The sequence below is a fragment of the Streptomyces sp. IMTB 2501 genome (assembly GCF_001953885.1).
Classification (GTDB): domain Bacteria; phylum Actinomycetota; class Actinomycetes; order Streptomycetales; family Streptomycetaceae; genus Streptomyces.
In genome coordinates this window covers 82,083-98,915 of sequence record NZ_MQUS01000022.1, presented here as the reverse complement: position 1 = coordinate 98,915, position 16,833 = coordinate 82,083, and the positions used below count along the sequence as shown (strand labels likewise).

Here is a 16,833-nt window from a genome sequence, read left to right as displayed (position 1 = left end):
CCCCTACAGCCAGCCGAAGCCACGAGCAGTGGCGATGCAGGCCATACACCCGGTGCGGTCGCCGTGGAGCCGGTGCGCGACCCTGCCGGATGGGAGGTGCACCGGTGTGTTCGCGGGAGAGCGGTCACAGGCCGTCTTCCGCCTGTCGGGCACGCCGACCGTGCCGCCGACCATCGGCAGGCCTGCAGGGCATCGACGGCGGTGTGCCCGGCGCCGGGGCCGTCTTGGAAGCGGACGAGGGCCGCTCCCCGCCAGCGCCGGGGCCGGTGGCGACCTGGTGCGCTGCCCGCGTCGGGAGCAGGTAACCAGCCCGAGTGCGCCTTCAGCGTCGTACGGACGGCGGACTCGAGCGCGCCTGACGTCCGCGCCCGTTGTGGGACACGCCTTCGTGCTCAGGCCGCCGCGGGAGCGGCCCAGGGCATGGTCAGCGGGCTCTCCTCGGACAGGTTCACGCTTTGTGGGCTGCGGCAGCGTGCTTGTGGGCCCGACAGACGGTGGAGTCCACCGAAATGGTCCAGCCCCGATGTCGTCGTCGGTGTCCGCCACGGCCATGATGGCGGCGAAGATGTTCTCCTGTGTCCCGTCGACGGCCCACCGCAGCAGCCGCTTGTGCGCGGTCTTGAAGGAACCGAGTTCAGTGGGCCGATCCCGCCAAGGTGACCAAGTGCGGTATTTCCACGCGATGGCCTCGATCGTGCGCCGGTGATCCGCCCACCGCCGGCCAGGCACCGGATCGGCCGGTATCACCGGCTCGATCCGGTCCCACATCGCATCACTGATCATCAACCGAACAGACACACATCCGATCAACTGCTCAGCCCGGCAAAGAGACACTCCTCAGCGGCTGGGCGCCACATACAGGCTGATGTCTCACGTCGATGCTCCTTGGATGCGGCTGCCCCGCTGGCAACGGCCATGGGGACAGTGCCGATGTGGTGTCCGGGACGGCGCCCCGCAGCCGCGTCACCTCCGCGGGGCGCCACCGTCGCCGTCGGGCTCACTGAAGCCGTGCGACCGGGAGGGTGACCTGACACGGCAGGCCGCTGGGACATCTGCCCCGGTGCTCCGCAGCACGACTCCTTCTGAGAGACCTCTGGGTACGGCAGCTGCCGCCTGCGGTGCACCACGTGGTGGTGTGGGACCCCAGGCGGCAGCCCGGTCCCGCATGCCGGGCGCCGAGCCCTGCCACGCCGGGACGGTGCTACTTCTGTGTCCAGACCTGGTTGGGCTGTGTGCCGCCGCCGTAGCAGTCCCATATCTGCAGCAGCGCGCCATTGCCGGAGCCGTCGGCGTCCAGGCATTTCCCGGACCGGGGGTTGGTGACGGTGCCGTTGGCGTTGAACTGCCACTGCTGGGCGCCGGTGCCGTTGCACGACCAGAGCTGCACCTTGGCGCCGTTGGCCGTGGAACCGCCGGCCACGTCGAGGCACTTGCCGGTCTGCGGGTTGACGAGGGTGCCGTCGGTCCGCGTCCACTTCTGGTTCCAGCCGGTTCCGCAGTCCCACAGCTGGACGGGGGTGCCGACGGCCGTGCCCCAGTCCTTCAGGTCCAGGCAGCGGCCGCTCTGCTGACCGACGACCGTGCCGGACGTCCCACCGCCACCACCACCGGAGCCATTGGAGTCGTAGGAGAAGGAGTTCACAGCCAGGCCGGGGCCGCCGACCCATGGCTCGAAGCCGAACTGCACACTGGTCATGTACCACGCCGACGACAGGTAGCCGCGGCCGATCGAGTCGTTGGTGAAGTCCTTGATGTTCACCGTGATCGCGTTGGTGGGCTGCTGGCGGACATAGGAGACGGTGTTCCAGGAGATGCCGCCGCCCTGACGGCCGTACCAGACATCCCAGTTGGCGCCCTCGATCCACACCGTCCCGACCTTGGTGCCGAACGGCGTGGGCGACCCGGAGTGGTTGGCCCAGATCATCATCTCCTCGCCGTTGTTCTGGCCCGACGGGTTCGAGTTGGTGTCGAACCAGATGTCGTACGCCGCGTCCCACTGGCCGTCGGCGGTCGAGAAGTCGACGCTGGACTGCGGGTTGCCGAACGCCGACACCTGAAGCGGCAGGCCGTTGCCGCTGGAGCAGTTACCGTAGTGGCAACCGGCGTAGATCGACGGATACGCCGCCGGTGCGCCGTTGGTGCCCACGTCGTGCCAGCCGGTGGTGACCTTGAAGCCGTTGTCCGACACGTCGATGCACTGGGGGATCGAGTCACCCCACTCGTTGTTCTGGACGACGTACTTGCCGCCCGAGACCTTCATGCTGTCGTTCTTGCCGCAGAGGGTCGTGTTCGCGGACGCCGGCGAGGCGCCGGCCAGGGAGAGGGCAACCACGAACAGGGCAGTCACGACTGCCGCGACCGCCGCAGCTCCATTGCGCGGCTTCGGGCTCGATCTGGTCATGGGGATCCTTTCGATGGCCGGAGCGGCTTGTGCGGCACCCGGACCGTGGGGGGTGGACCCGGAGGGTGGAGCGTCGCTTTGGGAGCGCTCCCATGATGCGGAGCGCCAACGCCGGTACCTTCCGGAAATGAAATGAGAGGGGATTGCGCCGAAACGGCGGATCGGCGCCGCCGTGAGGCGGGACCACCAGGCGGCGTGCGAGCTCGCCCAGCTCACTCACGCCGCAACACATGAAGCCAGCGAGTTTGATTGACTGTCAAGCGGTCTGCATCCGTTCATTTTGTGAAGCCAACGCTAGATGCTCCTGACGAGCGCGGACGGACTGGTCTCGAACAGGCCGCTGCGGACCGGCACTTGTCGATGGCAGAGCCTCACCGGAAGTTTCTGTGCTTTCGAGTCCGCGTCCCTTCGGTGGTGCACGGGCGTTGCAGTCGTCACGCACCGCGAAGCGCCCGGCCTCGGCGCCCCTTGAACTCACGGGTCAGAAAGGACCTCTGTCGGATCGTCATGGTCAACAGCACCGCTTCCCGTGCGATCTGGACGCACCCCTTGCCGACGCGTCCGGGCGGGGCTAGGGTGCCGCCTCAGTCAAGTCACTAGCTAGTAGCTACTAACTAACTCGCCCTGGTAGCCACTGGCGGACCTCCGGCCCGGGAGTGGAAGTGGGTGATGTCCGAGATCGGTCGGCGACTGGACGACGGGGCGTGCTGCACGCCGGGCACGCCGCAACCGTGGTATGGATCAACTCCTGGACGACCAGGCAGACTTCCCGTGTGATACTGACCATCACTCGGGGAACTTACTGTCCCGCAGTTCTGTCCCGGAACGACGATGACGCCCGACGGAGAGGTCTTGGCGAACATGGCTGAGGGGGCGGCTTCGTACCGGCGCGACCGGCCACGACTACCGGCCGCCGAGCGACGGCGCCAGATCATCGACGTAACCTCCGCACTTATCGCAGATCGCGGTTTCTGGGGACTGTCGATGCAGGACGTGGCCGATCGCTGCGGGCTCACCGTTCCGGGTGTGCTGCGCCATGTCGGTTCCAAGACCGGCCTGCTCATCGCCGTGCTGGAACACCGGGATGTCGAGGATGCCCGATCGCTTCGCGCACACCTCGGCGTCGGTGAGGACGCGGTCCCGGACGAGTGGTCCGCCAGCGGCCCCGTCGGAGTCAGCCTGCGGCAGTTGTGCTCGGCGACGGTGCGGCGCAACTCGGAGCAACCGGAATTCGTCCGGCTCTTCACTGTGCTTGAAGCCGAGTCTCTGACACCGAGCCATCCCGCACACGCCTACTTCGTGAAGCGGCAAGAGCAAGCGACAGCCGCCTTCGCGTCCTTGGCCAGGGACGTCAGCGACCATCCCGAAGCACTCGCCCGGCACATCGTGGCGATGATGGACGGCCTGCAGATCCAGTGGCTGCGAGCGCCGGAGATGGTCGACCTGGTCCGGGAATGGGAGTCCGCCGCCGAGGTGCTGTTCGGTGAACGGGAGGGCGACGCCCGTACGAAGAAGCGGAGCGATTGACGGGCGCTGCACGCGCGGGGACCGAAGCCCTCTGCAGAACCACCGTCCTCCTCTGCGGTCAATTCGACGCCGGAGGCCTGCGATGCGGAGCACTCAACCCACACAACCCCGGGGGGACCACATCGACACGTGGTACGTGATGATGAGCCACGGCAGGCCAGTGCAGAGCCTGGCCGACGAGTTCCCCGAATGGAACGGTCAGGGGCGCTGGTCGCGAAGCAGGTGATCCGAATGCCGTCCGCGTCCGTGATCCTCAACTGGGCTCCGGGATGCGGTCGTTCATTGCGGACGGTCAACCGCATGCCCTTCGACCGGCCGTCCAGCAGCTTGCCGGTGACCTCGGCGGCCCAGGCCTCCCGTCGCGGACCGTGCCGCCGGCCTCGACGGCCGGCGTCCAGGCCGACGCCGGGATCTTCACAAAGTGCTGGTGAATCTGTCCGATGATGACCATGCCGACCGAGCAGGACAGCCATCGTCCACGCTCGGCGAGCCAGGACACGAGGTCGTGAGTGCCGCCGGCGGAGTCCGTGCGGATCAGGGTCTGTCGCCCTCGCCGGTACTGGTTTTACCGCCTGGAGCCAGCAACGTTTGTTGGTCACCGCTGGAAACGTTCCGTCAGCGACAAGAAACATGTCGCTGAGTTCTGGAAATCGCCGGTACTTGCCTCCGGCCGTCTCGTGTGCTGGTCGGCTCAGAGTAAGTGATCATGGTCCCGGAAATCCAGATCTCTGACCCCAGCCGCAAACTGACCGCCAGGGTAGGTCCGGAGCGCCGCAGGCGTAACCCTGCAACCGAAGGCGCCGCCGCGTACCTCGCTATCCGCCGACCTCACCACCCAAACCGACTACCCGAGAGGACCCAACACCTGATGTCCATATGGCCGTCGATCGTTGCCGTACTCGGTACCCTCGCCGGTGCCCTGACCGCCGGACTCCTCCAGCACCGTTCGGCACGCACCGCACGCGCCGAGGAGCGCGCCGACAGCCACCGCCAGGACCAGCTCAGTGCCGTCACCGACTTCGCGGCCGCCCTGGACGCGCACCGCTCGGCGATCTTCCATCGGGAGCGTCTGGCCTTGACCGAGGCAGGCACCGAGCACCAACTGGAGGCCCAGACGAGGTCCCACGACACCCGGGCGGCAATCACCGGGCCCCACATCCGCCTTCAGGTCCTGGTCCCCGAGCTGGCCGGCCCCGCCCAGCAGGCCGCAGATGCCACGTACGCGCTGCGCAAGGCCATCGACCGGACCGAGCTGGACGCCCGGCGGCATGCGGCCAAGGAAGCATCCGTAGCCTTCATCGCCGCGGCCGCCACGCTGCTGAGCCCCAACAACCCCTGACTGACCGCGACCACTAGCAGCCTCCCTGCCGTCCGGTCGTGCCGCTCCCATACGCCCTGCAACACTCGTGCTCTCCCGTGGCGGGTGTTCCTAATTCTCGCCAACATTCCGGACGTCGTGATCGTGAAGCGTTCCTGGAAGCCGCAAACAATCGTTCTTGAAGAAGACCTACTCAACCACCGGTACTTCTTCGGCAGCTGGACCATGGCCAGTTGAGCGGTGGCGATGTGGTCGGCGGCCGTGTTCGAGCCCGCGTTTCCCGGTCTGAGGAGGGCGGCGGGGACCGGCTCTGCGGTTCCGCCCGGGCCATGGTCGACGAACGCTGTCAGGGGATGATGGCCATAGGTCTTCTTCCAGTTCGCGGCGGCGTCCTCCTTGTCGGAGTGCGCGATCACCAGGTCACCGTCGAGGTCGACCGTGACCTGTCCACCGGCGTCCGGAGCGTGTTTGCCCGCCAGCGACCAGACCCGGTTACGCACCTCGGGCCGTGCGGACCGGATGGCCTGCGGGGCCTTCTAGCCGGAGGCGGTAAGGACGTCGATCAGGCGGGAGACCCTCGGGTCGGAGGGGCGACCGGGCCGAAGACGGCCGGCTCGCACCGCGGCATCGCGACATCCGCGAGGCAGTCACCGCCGAGCGCGACCGCCAGGGCGACGTCCAGGAGGACCTTGCCGGGAACGTGTATGGCCCGGGGCTTCCGTCACGGGGCCAGGGTTGCGGATAGCGCCGCGTCCAGACCGGTCATGCGGACCGTCTCGACCAGCAGTACCGCTCCGGCTTGCGAAACCACTCCGCGACCGCCGCCCCCGACGCGGACACACGGGTAGGACCCGATACGCCTCTTCACCTGGAAAGCGCCTCCGACGGCGGCAGGAACAAGGACCTCCGCAAACCTCATTCCCGCTGGTCAGAGGAACTCTCTGCCTTCTTGACCACCAGTCTGAAAGCCCGTCTTGTGTAAGCGCGAGGCCAAGTGACCCGATCGGCCGTCAGTTCTTCTTCAGCTCCTCGGCGAGCATCACAAGGATGCCGCTGGGACCGCGGACGTACGTGAGCTTGTAGACGTCCTCATAAGTCGCCACACCGCGAAGCGGATGGCATCCGTGCTTTGCGGCTGTCTCAAGGGCTTTGTCGATGTCGTCGACTGAGAAGGCGACGCGATGCATGCCAATCTCGTTGGGACGAGTGGGCTCTGACTCGATCGCTTCGGGGTGGATGTACTCGAAGAGCTCAAGGCGACCGTGACCGTCTGGCGTCTGGAGCATCGCGATGTTGGCGTGATTGCCATCAAGGCCGACGGCGGTGTCGGTCCACTCACCACTGACCGTGGCACGGCCGACGACCGTGAGGCCGAGGTCGGTGAAAAAGGAGATCGTTGCTTCGAGGTCGCGAACGGCGATGCCCACGTTCTCAAGTTTGATGGCCATGCGTTGCATGCTACCGAGCCGGGCCGATCGTGTGCTTCCGGCAAGGACGCAGCCGAGTACCAGGGCACCGTCGAGGTCGACCGTGACCTGTCCACCGGCGTCCGGAGCGTGTTTGCCGGGCGGTAAGGACGTCGATCAGGCGGGAGACCGTCGGGTCGGAGGGGCGACCGGACCGAAGACGGCCGGCTCGCACCGCAGCATCGCGACATCCGCGAGACAGTCACCGCCGAGCGCGACCGCCAGGACGACGTCCAGGAGGACCTTGTCTCGCGGAGCGTCTCGACCAGCAATACCGCACAGGCTTGCGAACCCACCCCGCGACCGCCGCCCTCGACGCGGACACACGGGTAGGACCCGACACGCCTCTTCAACTGGAAAGCGCCTCCGACGGCGGCAGGAACAAGGACCTCCGCAAACCTCATTCCCGCTGGTCAGAGGAACTACCTGCCTTCTTGACCACCAGTCGGAAAGCCCGCCGCGTGAAGCGCGAGGCCAAGGCTTCACCCGCAAAAGATCTCGGAGTCGAGCTGGACGGCTCAGCCGTTACGGCGCCATTCGTCTATCCGGCGAGGCAGAGGTTGTGCAGGTGGGCGATGCCGAGCATGGCGTGACGGACCGCGTCGCCCTTGAGACGGCAGTCGCGGAGGATCTTCCGGGTCTTCATGCGGGCGAAGGTGTGCTCGACTTGAGCGCGGACCTGTATGTGCGAGCGGTTGTGTTCCCGTTTCCAGTCAGGGAGTTCCTCGCCGGCGCGGCGGCGGTGTGGCATCACGAGTCCGGTGCCTAGGTAGCCGCCGTCGGCGATCGTCAGCGTCCTCCCGATCGCGGCCTAAGCGCCCGATTGCTCCGACGCCTTGCAGTCGTTTCGGTTGCCTGGCAGGGGCTGGCCGACCACGACGACCCGGCGGGTGTCGGCGTCGATGACGACCTGGTGGTCGGTGGAGTACCTGTAGTTCTTGGACTGCTCAGCGATCGTGTGGTCGCGGGTGGGCACCAGGGTGCCGTCCACAATGAGCACGGCATCTCTGGCAAAGCGGCGCCGAGGCTGCAGCGCCAGGAGCGGACCGAGATGGTCGATGATGCGGTCGTCCGAGGACTTGGAGACACCGAACAGCGGGGCAAGCTGGCACATCGTCGTATTCGTGCGCCAGTGCACCGTGCCCAGCAGAGCCCTGTCCGCCAGGGGCAGACTCCACGGCCTGCCCCGGCGGGCGGTATCGGGACCCCCGTGCGACGCAGCGTCGTCACCAGTTTCGTGAACTGGCGCGGGTCTCTGCCCGGTGAACGGGGGCTATCCAAGACGGCTCCGACGCCGTGATCACACCAGCTCACAGCAAGATCATTCCGCTGTGGCTGACCTCTCCAGCCGGTGAGGGAGGGATCCCGAAGCGAAAGCGAGGATGTCGCCGACCGCTTCGCGCAAGGTGGCGAAGTGGCGATGCACGCCGTCCACCGCTGCGGAGGTGTTGACGCCCCACACCCTCATCCCGGCACGCAGCCCAGCCTGCACCCCAGAGGGGGCGTCCTCGACGACCAGGCAGTCCTTCGGTTGGGCACCAAGTCGCGCGGCAGCCTGCAGATACGGCACCGGCGACGGCTTGCCTTCCCCCACAGCGGCCGCGTCCACCACGACCTCCGGGACCGGCAGGTCCGTCCGTGCGAAACGGCCACGCACCCGGTGCTCATAGTTCGACGTCACGAGCGCCCAGGTCCCGGGCTGCAAAGCATTGAGCAGTTCCGAGGCACCGTCGAAAGCTGCATAGACCCCGGTGCGGACGTCGTCGTCCTCCAACTCGTGCAATGCGGCAAGGCACTTTTGAGGATCCTGGTCCGGAGCGATCTGCGCGAAGGTCTCCATCGGCCGGGTTCGTAGCGCCACTCGATAGACCTCGTCGGGGTCCAGCCCGTATCGCTCTGCCCACGTTCGCCAGACCAGGCGCTGATTGTCCAGAGCATCGATCAACGTGCCATCAACATCAAACAGGACATACCCCATGGCACCAGACGGGCGGGATTCGCTTATCACGTGCCGATCATGCCATCAGGCCCTCAACAGGCAGTTTGCGGGACAGCCCTTAGGCTTGCTCCAAGAACACCTGGCACCAGGCCTGCCCCGACCTGGGCACTTACGGCGTCCGGGGCTGCCGTGATCATTCGTGGTTGAGCAGTTGGTGAGGTGGGAGTGCGGTCACGGCGGTGATTCCTGTCAGCAGCGCGGCGCGCAGGAAGGTACGTAGTCTGGCTGCGGTAGCTGAGCAGCGGCATCTCGATGCCGCTGCTCAGGGTAATGAACTGCACAAGCGGGGTGTCCTTCGTTGTGTGCGGGTGGGGTTCACGGGCGGATGAGGGCCTTGAGGACCCGGCGGTCGGCCATGGCTCGATAAGCATCCGGCGTCTGGTCGGGGGTGAATTCCTGGTCGAAGACGCGGCCCGGGGTGATCGTCCCGTCCAGGACGTCGGGCAGCAGCTGCTCGATGTAGGCGCGGGCGGGGCTGGCGCCGCCGGTCAGGGTGATGTTGCGCATGAACTCGGCTGGGCCGAGCGGCCCCTGCTCGTACTGAGGGACACCCAGTCGGCTGATGGTGCCGCCGTCCCGGACCGCGCCCAAGGCGGTGTCGAGGGCCTGGCGGGTGCCGACGGCTTCGATCACCTTGTCCACGCCGGCGGTCAGCTCGCGGATGCGGGCGATGCCCTCCTCGCCGCGCTCGGCGACGACGTCGGTGGCGCCGAACTCACGGCCCAGACCGGTGCGCGCCTCATGGTGGCCCGCGAGCACGATCCGCTCGGCACCGAGCCGCTTGGCGGCGAGCACCGCGCACAGGCCGACCGCGCCGTCCCCGACAATCAGCACCGCATCCCCGTGGCCGACGCCGGCGGTGACCGCGCCGTGATGGCCGGTGGTCATCACGTCCGACAGCGCCAGCAGCGACGGAACCAGCGTGGAGTCGGCGGCCACCGGCAGCTTCACCAGGGTGCCGTCCGCGTACGGGACGCGGACTGCTTCGCCCTGTCCACCGTCGATCCCGTCGAAGCCGTACCGGCCGCCGTTACGGCACGAGATGTGCATCCCCTTGGCGCAGTAGTCGCAGGTGTTGTCGCTGTAGGTGAACGGGGCGACGACCAGGTCACCTCCTTTCAGGCCGGTCACGTCCGCGCCGGCCTCCTCGACGACGCCGAGGAACTCGTGGCCCATGGGGCGGCCGGTGTCGGTCGCGGGCATCGACTGGTACGGCCACAGGTCGCTGCCGCACACGCACGCTGCGACCACGCGCACCACGGCGTCGGTCGGCTGGACGATCTTCGGGTCGGGCCGGTCCTCGACACGGACGTCTCCGGCTCCGTACATCACTGCTGCACGCATGAAGGGGGTGCTCCAAACAAGGGAATGGCTGCTGCGCCCGGCGGCGCGAGGACGGCAGGGGCAAGATCAGCGTTCGAGCATCTGAGCTTGAGCCTCGGTGTGGGTGTCGCCGGCTGCCGGCGGCAGGCTGCTCAACTTGTCGATCTGTTCACTGGTCAGCGCGATCGCGTCGGCGGCGGTGTTCTCCTCCACACGGCTGACCCGCTTGGTGCCGGGGATCGGGGCGATGTCATCGCCCTGGGCGAGCAGCCAGGCCAGGGCCACCTGCGCGGGGGTGGCGCCGACCTCCGTGGCCAGGGCCTGGACCTCGTCGGCGATCGCGAGGTTGCGCTGGAAGTTCTCACCGGAGAAGCGCGGGTTGTCACGCCGGAAGTCGGCGGCGTCGAACTGGTCGGTGGAGCGGACGGTGCCCGTCAAGAAGCCGCGTCCGAGCGGCGAGAACGGCACCAGGCCGATGTTCAGCTCCCGCAGGACGGGCAGGACGCGCGCCTCGATGCCGCGGGTCCAGAGCGAGTATTCCGACTGCACCGCGGTGACCGGCTGAACGGCGTGGGCGCGGCGGATCGTGTCCGGGCCGGCCTCCGAGAGACCGAAGGCGCGCACCTTGCCCTCGGCGATCAACTCGGCGACAGTGCCGGCGGTCTCCTCGATCGGCGTGTTCGGATCCACCCGGTGCTGGTAGTACAGGTCGATGTGATCGGTGCCCAGCCGCTTCAGGGAGCCCTCGACGGCGGTGCGGATATTCGCGGGGCGGGAGTCCAGGTTCCACGCGCCGTCCCCGGCGCCGTCCCCGCCATGGGAGACCAGGCCGAACTTCGTGGCCAGCACCACTTGGTCCCGGCGTCCCTTCAGTGCCCGGCTCAGCAGCTCCTCGTTGATGTAGGGGCCGTAGATCTCGGCGGTGTCGATGAGCGTGACGCCCAGCTCCAGCGCCCGGTGCACTGTCCTGATCGACTCCGCGTCGTCGGTACCGGAACCGGTGTAGCCGTGGGACATGCCCATCGCGCCCAGACCGATCCGGGAAACCTCCAGGTCACGCAGCTTGATGTAGCGCATCAGGTATCTCCGGTTCGTCGCGTATCCGGCACCCTTCGCTCTCGCCTGACCAACCAGGTCATGGCTGGCGGCGGCCGGCGTGCCGGTGTCTTGTGCTCAACCTTCGCCCGGAGTGCGCCGGTGTGGCAGGGCGGGCTCTTCGGGGGTAATGACAGGGCCCCCCTCGCGCCTGCGCCGCAGGAAGAAGGGGTGTGAGACTGAAAGGCATGGCATCCGAGAGCGCACACAGCGAGGGCGCCGAGCTGGGCCGCTTTCTGCGCGCCCGCCGCACCCAAACCAGTCCCGAATACGTCGGCCTCACCATCGGTGCCGGAGTACGCCGCACCCCGGGCCTGCGCCGTGAGGAGCTGGCCACGCTCGCCGGCATCAGCATCGACTACTACGTGCGCCTGGAACGCGGCAAGGAGACCCGACCCAGCCCCGCCGTCCTGGACTCCCTCGCGCGCGCTCTCCATATGGACGACCAGGAGCACCAGCACCTGCGCGAGCTGGCCGCCCGCGCCGCCCGCTACTCCCCCGAACCGCCGCCCGCCCCGAGCCGCACCGTCCGCCCCCACCTCAAGCTGCTGCTGGAATCACTGCGCCCGAACCCGGCGTACGTCATCAGCCGCAGCATGGACATGCTCGCCTGGAACCCGGGCGGCCTCGCTCTGTACGCGGGACTGGACGACTGGCCCGTCAAGCAGCGCAACCTCGCCCGCTACCTCTTCCTCCACCCCGCAGCACGCGACCTCTTCCACGACTGGGACCGGCAGATCACCGCCTGCGTCGCTCGTCTGCGCGCCGTCGCCGGCACCGCGCCCGACGCACCCGACCTCACCAATCTCGTCGGCGAGCTCCTCCTCAAAAGCCCCGACTTCGCAAGTCTGTGGGAACGCTACGAAGTGACCGGACGCAAGCCCGCCCGCAAGACGTTCCAGCACCCCCAGGTCGGCTCGCTCACCCTCACGTCACAGTCCCTGCACGTGGAAGGCACCCCCGGCCAGCGCATCGGCGTCTACACCGCCGAACCCGGCAGCCCCGACCACGATGCGCTGCTCCTACTGGACATGACCGCACCCGCCTCACCCGGCTTCACCTCCGCGCAGCAAGACGCAGCACGCTGACAGAGGTGAGCGCCACGCCTCCGCCGATTCCTGCCCAAGCCGACGTACAAGGAGATGCCGGTTGGTGCCGCCGCGCGGCGTTGGCGGGCACGATTTAGGGGTGCGGCTGGCGTCGGCCAGTGCTCCGACCGGGAAGGTTCGCCGGGTTGGTGGTCGGTCCTGCTCGGAGGCAGCAGCGAGGGGGCGACGGGAGAGGTCGTTAGCCGTGAGGTGGGGCTTGAGCAGCGCTGTAGAGCCGCATCTCACGGCCGCTCGGTCCAGGTGCTGCCAGAAGGCAAGTGGCGGGTCGAGGTCGTCACCGAGATCGACGAGGCAGTCGAAGGCGAGGCGGGCAGCCCCGCCAGGTGGCCCCGAGCAGCATCGACCGGGGCCCGGTTCCCGCCGGCCGAGGTCAGCAGCATCATCGCGCGCCGGAACCGCACCGGACTGGTGCTGCCCCGGCGCACGATCTGCTTCAGCTTCTGCCAGTCCTGGTCGGTCAACCTGCGCACACGGACAGGCTCGGTCACCACTCCCCAACGGTCGGATCGGACGCCACTTCTTACCGACCACTTCAACTGCTGCTCCGGCGGATCTCCCCGGTCAGAGCGCTAGTGAGTTGAGAGCGTCATCCGGCGACAACCGTGGGACCGTCCTGGACGCCGGATTCGGTCGGGTACAGGGACGCCTCGAAGCCGCCCGCCGAGCAGTGGACCCATGCCTCGCCGACGTTCGAGCCGTTGTCCTGGTAGTCGTTCCAGTCGGTGTTGAGACGGTCGCCGCATTCGCTGGCGACGCGGAGCCAGAAGCGCTCGTCGGTGCTGGTGCGGCTGGCGTTGACGGTCCAGCTGATCAGGGCGTCCTGGGAGCCGGAGTAGGTGACACACACCTGGTATGGAGCGCCGTACCGGCTGCCGCCCCAGTTGGAGCAGAGCGGATCGTCGGCATGCGCGGCACCCGCCCCCAGGCCCACGACGCCGGCGGCGGCCAGGCTGAGCGCGGCAAGGCTGGTGGTGATTCTTTTCATGGCAGGTTCCCCCTAGGCTGAAGCGGTGTCGCCGCTGTAGCTGCCGGATTCGGTCGGGTAGAGCTGGATCTCGACCCCGCCGATGATGCTTTGACCGCAGCCGATGCTGGCGCTGCCGTAGTTCTTGGAGCTCTCCGACCAGTCGTTCCAGTTGGTCCAGATGTCCTGGTCGACACAGTTGCTCATGACCTTGAGGTAGAAGCGCTCGTCGGTCTTGGAGTAGCTGGTGTTCACCGACCAGGAGACCGTGGCGTGGGCCCAGTCGGTGTAGTTGAGGCAGACCCGGTACTCGGTGGCGTAGTTGCTCCACAGGTAGTCGGAGCAGCTGGTGCTGGCGTGAGCGCTGCCGACGCCGAGCGCGATAACGCTGCCGGTTGCGAGGGCGAGCGTGGCTGCGGAGCGGGTGAGTGTGGAGAGTGCCCGTTTCATGTATCCCCCATGCGAGTTGATCTCACGTTTGACCGGATGCAGTGCGGAGCATGCCGGTTGGAGCAAAGAAGAGCTGGGGCTCGCGAACCGCCGGTTGAGGCGTCTGTCTGCCTCCCTGTGGGAGGAGTTACTGTGGACCGCATTCGTACGTGGTTCCCGGGTGGTTGACGCCTGTCCGCCAGTACACGGGGCCGAGGCGATGGTTTCTCCCCGGGGTCGTAGCACGCGAGCGTGGCCATCACGGCCTTGGCCAGGGTAACGAGGTGCATGATGATCTCCGGCGGGCCCCCTCAGCGGGCAGCTCCGCGTAGAGCGTGTGCTCAACGCCGCCGGGCTCCGTTGAAGGTGACGGGGACGAGCCGCTGCTGGTCGGGGCCCATCGCGGCCAGGCCGGAGATGAAGCTCACCGCTTCTCCTTCCTCGCCGATCGGCAAGCTGGTCGGGTGGCCTACTCCCGCCATCGGAGGGACTCTGCCGGTAGTCGGGGAACGGTGACCTCGTGGTGCAGGCACAGGCCGTCCGGGTTCGTGGCCGTGAGCGCACGCACGCGCAGCCAGGCCCTTGGGCAAGGGAACCATCCCGTCTTCGAGCAGCCGACTCCGTCATGCCTCCGAGGGCGGGTCCCGGCGGCGGCTCAGCCGAGGTAGATCGGGTCGGTTCCGAAGGTCCACAGGTTTCCGGAGCTCGCGTAGACCTGGATCGCGTCCTGACCGTAGTCCTCGCCCATGAGGTAGCCGTTGTAGTCGGAGTAGCACTGCCCAGGCTGGAGCACTGGGGTGGTGGTGCGAATGATCTCATCGCCCGTTTGGGCATCCTTGATCCACAGGTGGAAGCTGTTCGCCGAGCCCTGGTGGTTGCACAAGTCGGCGAAGACCCAAGGGGTGTTGTCCAGCGTGTTGATGCCCATGATGGTCACGCCGTAGGCGGTGTTGGAGTCGGTACCAGTGGCCGCGAACGCGGGAGTGCAGACCCCGATGACCGCGGTCATGGCGAGAGCGGCACCGGTGAGAATGGCGCGAGTCTTGTGCATTGCGTTCACTCCTCGACTTTCTTTTGTCCAGTGCGAGTTGGCACTTGATGAAGTGCAGCTGGCAGTTTCGGGTACGGTCAGGAACGCGGGCCTGTGTGGAGTCCGAGCTGGATATCCGTTGAGCGTGCCCGGGCTCAACGCCCCGGACCTCACGGATCCCACAGGGGTGTCTGGGGTTGGCTCAACACACGGCCAGAGGGCCATCGTTGCGGCCGATCTGACCGGCCGATCCCCCTGGGGCCTCCGTCCCCAACCACTGAGCGGGAGATGCCCTGTCAGGTGCTCTGATCAGCACTTGACGCTTCCCCAGGTGTTTGCTGTCGGAGTTCCGGTGTAGAAGTCCCACCAGTTGGAGGCCGCGTCGATCGAGCATGTGTTGTAAACCCAGCCCAGGAACGCGGTGAACTGCATGGTCGGATACCCGTCGATGGAGGCCGGCGGTGTCTCGAAGTCCGAGAGGGAGGAGTTCAAGCTGTGCGAATTCTCGGCCAGCGCGGGCGCTGCCTTGTCGGTGTAGAGCGACAGGTCGACGTTCCAGCCGGAGTGGTTGGCCCTGAACGTGGAGTCGACGTGGAAGTGCGCTTCGACGCTGCGACAGGCCGAGGCATACAGGAGTTCCACATAGCCGACGTGCTCGCCCTGCGGGGTGTAGATGTTCTGCGTTCCGTAGCGGCCCGTGTAGGAGCACGAGGCCGCGCTGGCCGGGGTGGCCGTGCCGATACCCGCGATCCCGGTCAGAAGGGAGGAGCCGATCAGGACCCAGCCGACGAAGTTCTTGCGCATGGCGACCTTTCCGGAGGTGCGTCCGATGGAGTTTCTGTGCGAGGTGAGGGGCTTCTCAGCCGTGGCAGCCCTGGCTGAAGGCGAAGGCGCCGCCGTCGTTGTAGTTGTAGCCGTTCGTGTAGTCATGCCAGCCGGAGCCCCAGTCGCCTCGGCAGGTGTTGTACGTCCAGGTCACCCCGGCCAGGAACTGTTCCGTCGGTTGCCCGTAGATGCTCGTGCTGCCGGACCAGTAGTCGGAGTACGAGGTGTTGTTCGGGTAGGGGGTGGTGACCAGCACCTTCTGGGCGGTGCTGTCGGAGTTCCTGCCGTTGTCGACCCAGAGGGTGACGTTCCATCCTGAGTGGCTGGCTCGGAACGAGCTGTCCACGTGGAAGTGCGAACGGGTGGTGTGGCAACCGGACGAGTACTGGAGCTCCACGTAGCCGACGTAGCCGTAGAGGTCCACGTCGCTCGTGGTGATGGTGTAGTAGGAGCAGTCGTCCGCGTGGGCAGCGGAAGCCGCCATGGTGGGCACAGCGAGGGCGGAAAGTGAAAGGGCCGCGCTGACGGCAAGGGCCTTGACGGTTCGGGCCAAGTGCATGTGTTGAGACCTCCTGGACGAAGAGCGCCTGATGGTTTGGACATGTGTCGGCCGCGCGGCGCGCACTGATGCTGGTCGATCGTGGGCGGACGTTTGCGGCCGGCTGAGCTGAGCTGCCCCCGAACACACACTGTGAGTTCTTCAGAAGCTGCGGTTCAGCACCAGAACGGCGGTGACTGGACTGAGCCGTAGCGTTTCCCGCTCTCGGTGACCCAGGAATCGATCACCATCTTCTGTCCCGGCGGGCAGAAGAAGTCCTGCGAGAACTCCATGGATGTGGAGGGCTGTTGGTACAGCACCTGGCGGTAGGCACTGGTGTCGGTCACTGACCCGTCCGAGTTCACGGTGGCGGGGGCTATCCACACGCGGATACCGGTCGACGGCATCCCCTGCACCTCGATACGGGCATGTACTTCGTCGGCTCCCATCCAGCTGTGGTCCGCGCACGGCTGGAGTGTGACGTTGAAGCCGATGGGAGCGGGCGCGTAACGGCAACCGCCTCCGCTGGTGACGGCGTCAGCGGGGGCAGCCGTGGCGCTGAGACCACCTACCGTGATCGTCGCTACCGCCGCCGCACAGGCGAGGCCCCGCAAGTAATGGCTGTGTCGGGTGGTCTTGGACTTGTTCATCGTGACGTGTGCACCTTCCCTTCCTGGCATTCCTGGACCGCACTGCACCCAGGTGCGCTGCGTTGTCGGAAAGTGGCGGCTGTGTCGCCGCTGAGTGTGAGAACCGGTGAATCGCGGAAGCCGCACAGGGAGTCCGGCGAGGCGCTGTCACCTGCGCTG

17 protein-coding genes and 4 pseudogenes are annotated in these 16,833 nt (G+C 67.1%); 3 read left to right on the top strand and 18 right to left on the bottom strand.

All coding sequences use genetic code 11. The features are described 5' to 3' along the window. Positions 1-3: 3 nt before the first annotated feature. Entirely contained in the window at positions 4-768 is a 765-nt protein-coding gene (locus AV521_RS52840) for a transposase (RefSeq protein ID WP_371917084.1), read from the bottom strand. Between the two features lie 433 nt (positions 769-1,201). Next, the gene (locus AV521_RS31500) at positions 1,202-2,401 is read right to left on the bottom strand and encodes an RICIN domain-containing protein (protein ID WP_076093161.1); all 1,200 of its coding nucleotides are present in this window, start codon (positions 2,399-2,401) and stop codon (positions 1,202-1,204) included. Positions 2,402-3,262: 861 nt separating this feature from the next. Between AV521_RS31500 and AV521_RS31495 the strand changes: the two genes are divergently transcribed. Beyond that, positions 3,263-3,928, top strand: coding sequence for a TetR/AcrR family transcriptional regulator (locus tag AV521_RS31495; protein WP_076093257.1), 666 nt, complete (start codon positions 3,263-3,265; stop codon positions 3,926-3,928). Between the two features lie 188 nt (positions 3,929-4,116). Here the strand turns inward: AV521_RS31495 and AV521_RS31490 are convergent. Further along, positions 4,117-4,490 (bottom strand): annotated as a pseudogene (locus AV521_RS31490) (transposase); the annotation flags it as partial. Between the two features lie 306 nt (positions 4,491-4,796). Between AV521_RS31490 and AV521_RS31485 the strand changes: the two are divergent. Next, a complete protein-coding gene (locus tag AV521_RS31485; protein ID WP_076093158.1) occupies positions 4,797-5,267 on the top strand; it encodes a hypothetical protein in 471 nt (156 codons plus the stop codon). 140 nt (positions 5,268-5,407) lie between these two features. Here AV521_RS31485 and AV521_RS31480 read toward each other — a convergent pair. From AV521_RS31480 to AV521_RS31450, 7 genes and pseudogenes are all read right to left on the bottom strand, one after another. Further along, positions 5,408-6,114, bottom strand: a pseudogene (locus tag AV521_RS31480) (transposase); the annotation flags it as partial. A 142-nt stretch (positions 6,115-6,256) separates the two neighbouring features. Further along, on the bottom strand, positions 6,257-6,694 hold the full coding sequence (locus AV521_RS31475) for a VOC family protein (RefSeq protein ID WP_076093256.1): 438 nt from the start codon (positions 6,692-6,694) through the stop codon (positions 6,257-6,259). A 54-nt stretch (positions 6,695-6,748) separates the two neighbouring features. Continuing rightward, positions 6,749-7,065: pseudogene (locus AV521_RS46840) on the bottom strand (IS1380 family transposase); the annotation flags it as partial. Between the two features lie 188 nt (positions 7,066-7,253). Next, positions 7,254-8,016, bottom strand: a pseudogene (locus AV521_RS46835) (transposase). 17 nt (positions 8,017-8,033) lie between these two features. Then, positions 8,034-8,690 carry an HAD-IA family hydrolase gene (locus tag AV521_RS31460; protein ID WP_179023513.1) on the bottom strand — a complete coding sequence of 219 codons (657 nt, stop codon included), beginning with the start codon at positions 8,688-8,690 and terminating at the stop codon, positions 8,034-8,036. Positions 8,691-9,026: 336 nt separating this feature from the next. Continuing rightward, positions 9,027-10,055 (bottom strand): zinc-binding dehydrogenase, encoded by a 1,029-nt coding sequence (locus tag AV521_RS31455; protein WP_179023511.1) that lies wholly within the window; start codon positions 10,053-10,055, stop codon positions 9,027-9,029. Between the two features lie 66 nt (positions 10,056-10,121). After that, a complete protein-coding gene (locus tag AV521_RS31450; protein ID WP_076093149.1) occupies positions 10,122-11,111 on the bottom strand; it encodes an aldo/keto reductase in 990 nt (329 codons plus the stop codon). A 206-nt stretch (positions 11,112-11,317) separates the two neighbouring features. Here AV521_RS31450 and AV521_RS31445 point away from each other — a divergent pair, with 206 nt between their 5' ends. Then, positions 11,318-12,217: a helix-turn-helix transcriptional regulator gene (locus AV521_RS31445; RefSeq protein ID WP_076093147.1), complete on the top strand. Its 900-nt coding sequence runs from the start codon at positions 11,318-11,320 to the stop codon at positions 12,215-12,217. Positions 12,218-12,459: 242 nt separating this feature from the next. Here AV521_RS31445 and AV521_RS52835 read toward each other — a convergent pair whose 3' ends face one another. The 8 genes from AV521_RS52835 to AV521_RS31410 form a co-directional block, all read right to left on the bottom strand. Beyond that, a complete protein-coding gene (locus AV521_RS52835) occupies positions 12,460-12,708 on the bottom strand; it encodes a hypothetical protein (protein WP_371917082.1) in 249 nt (82 codons plus the stop codon). Between the two features lie 116 nt (positions 12,709-12,824). Next, positions 12,825-13,223 carry a hypothetical protein gene (locus tag AV521_RS31435; RefSeq protein WP_076093145.1) on the bottom strand — a complete coding sequence of 133 codons (399 nt, stop codon included), beginning with the start codon at positions 13,221-13,223 and terminating at the stop codon, positions 12,825-12,827. A gap of 12 nt (positions 13,224-13,235) precedes the next feature. Further along, on the bottom strand, positions 13,236-13,652 hold the full coding sequence (locus AV521_RS31430; protein WP_076093143.1) for a hypothetical protein: 417 nt from the start codon (positions 13,650-13,652) through the stop codon (positions 13,236-13,238). A gap of 320 nt (positions 13,653-13,972) precedes the next feature. Further along, a complete protein-coding gene (locus AV521_RS49535; protein ID WP_179023508.1) occupies positions 13,973-14,113 on the bottom strand; it encodes a hypothetical protein in 141 nt (46 codons plus the stop codon). A 173-nt stretch (positions 14,114-14,286) separates the two neighbouring features. Continuing rightward, positions 14,287-14,682, bottom strand: a complete 396-nt coding sequence (locus AV521_RS31425) for a hypothetical protein (RefSeq protein WP_076093141.1) — start codon at positions 14,680-14,682, stop codon at positions 14,287-14,289. Between the two features lie 288 nt (positions 14,683-14,970). Next, entirely contained in the window at positions 14,971-15,465 is a 495-nt protein-coding gene (locus AV521_RS31420) for a hypothetical protein (protein ID WP_076093139.1), read from the bottom strand. 55 nt (positions 15,466-15,520) lie between these two features. Next, positions 15,521-16,045 (bottom strand): hypothetical protein, encoded by a 525-nt coding sequence (locus AV521_RS31415; protein ID WP_076093137.1) that lies wholly within the window; start codon positions 16,043-16,045, stop codon positions 15,521-15,523. Positions 16,046-16,200: 155 nt separating this feature from the next. Next, on the bottom strand, positions 16,201-16,674 hold the full coding sequence (locus AV521_RS31410; RefSeq protein WP_076093135.1) for a hypothetical protein: 474 nt from the start codon (positions 16,672-16,674) through the stop codon (positions 16,201-16,203). Positions 16,675-16,833: the final 159 nt, after the last annotated feature.

Excerpts from the sequence above, each read along its gene's own strand:
- AV521_RS52840 (WP_371917084.1), bottom strand. The coding sequence starts at position 768 with ATGTGGGACCGGATCGAGCCGGTGATACCGGCCGATCCGGTGCCTGGC.
- AV521_RS31410 (WP_076093135.1), bottom strand. The coding sequence starts at position 16,674 with ATGAACAAGTCCAAGACCACCCGACACAGCCATTACTTGCGGGGCCTC.
- AV521_RS31450 (WP_076093149.1), bottom strand. The coding sequence starts at position 11,111 with ATGCGCTACATCAAGCTGCGTGACCTGGAGGTTTCCCGGATCGGTCTG.
- AV521_RS31495 (WP_076093257.1), top strand. The coding sequence starts at position 3,263 with ATGGCTGAGGGGGCGGCTTCGTACCGGCGCGACCGGCCACGACTACCG.
- AV521_RS31430 (WP_076093143.1), bottom strand. The coding sequence starts at position 13,652 with ATGAAACGGGCACTCTCCACACTCACCCGCTCCGCAGCCACGCTCGCC.
- AV521_RS31435 (WP_076093145.1), bottom strand. The coding sequence starts at position 13,223 with ATGAAAAGAATCACCACCAGCCTTGCCGCGCTCAGCCTGGCCGCCGCC.
- AV521_RS31420 (WP_076093139.1), bottom strand. The coding sequence starts at position 15,465 with ATGCGCAAGAACTTCGTCGGCTGGGTCCTGATCGGCTCCTCCCTTCTG.
- AV521_RS31455 (WP_179023511.1), bottom strand. The coding sequence starts at position 10,055 with ATGCGTGCAGCAGTGATGTACGGAGCCGGAGACGTCCGTGTCGAGGAC.
- AV521_RS31425 (WP_076093141.1), bottom strand. The coding sequence starts at position 14,682 with ATGCACAAGACTCGCGCCATTCTCACCGGTGCCGCTCTCGCCATGACC.
- AV521_RS31415 (WP_076093137.1), bottom strand. The coding sequence starts at position 16,045 with ATGCACTTGGCCCGAACCGTCAAGGCCCTTGCCGTCAGCGCGGCCCTT.
- AV521_RS49535 (WP_179023508.1), bottom strand. The coding sequence starts at position 14,113 with ATGGCGGGAGTAGGCCACCCGACCAGCTTGCCGATCGGCGAGGAAGGA.
- AV521_RS31460 (WP_179023513.1), bottom strand. The coding sequence starts at position 8,690 with ATGGGGTATGTCCTGTTTGATGTTGATGGCACGTTGATCGATGCTCTG.
- AV521_RS31445 (WP_076093147.1), top strand. The coding sequence starts at position 11,318 with ATGGCATCCGAGAGCGCACACAGCGAGGGCGCCGAGCTGGGCCGCTTT.
- AV521_RS31500 (WP_076093161.1), bottom strand. The coding sequence starts at position 2,401 with ATGACCAGATCGAGCCCGAAGCCGCGCAATGGAGCTGCGGCGGTCGCG.
- AV521_RS31475 (WP_076093256.1), bottom strand. The coding sequence starts at position 6,694 with ATGGCCATCAAACTTGAGAACGTGGGCATCGCCGTTCGCGACCTCGAA.
- AV521_RS31485 (WP_076093158.1), top strand. The coding sequence starts at position 4,797 with ATGTCCATATGGCCGTCGATCGTTGCCGTACTCGGTACCCTCGCCGGT.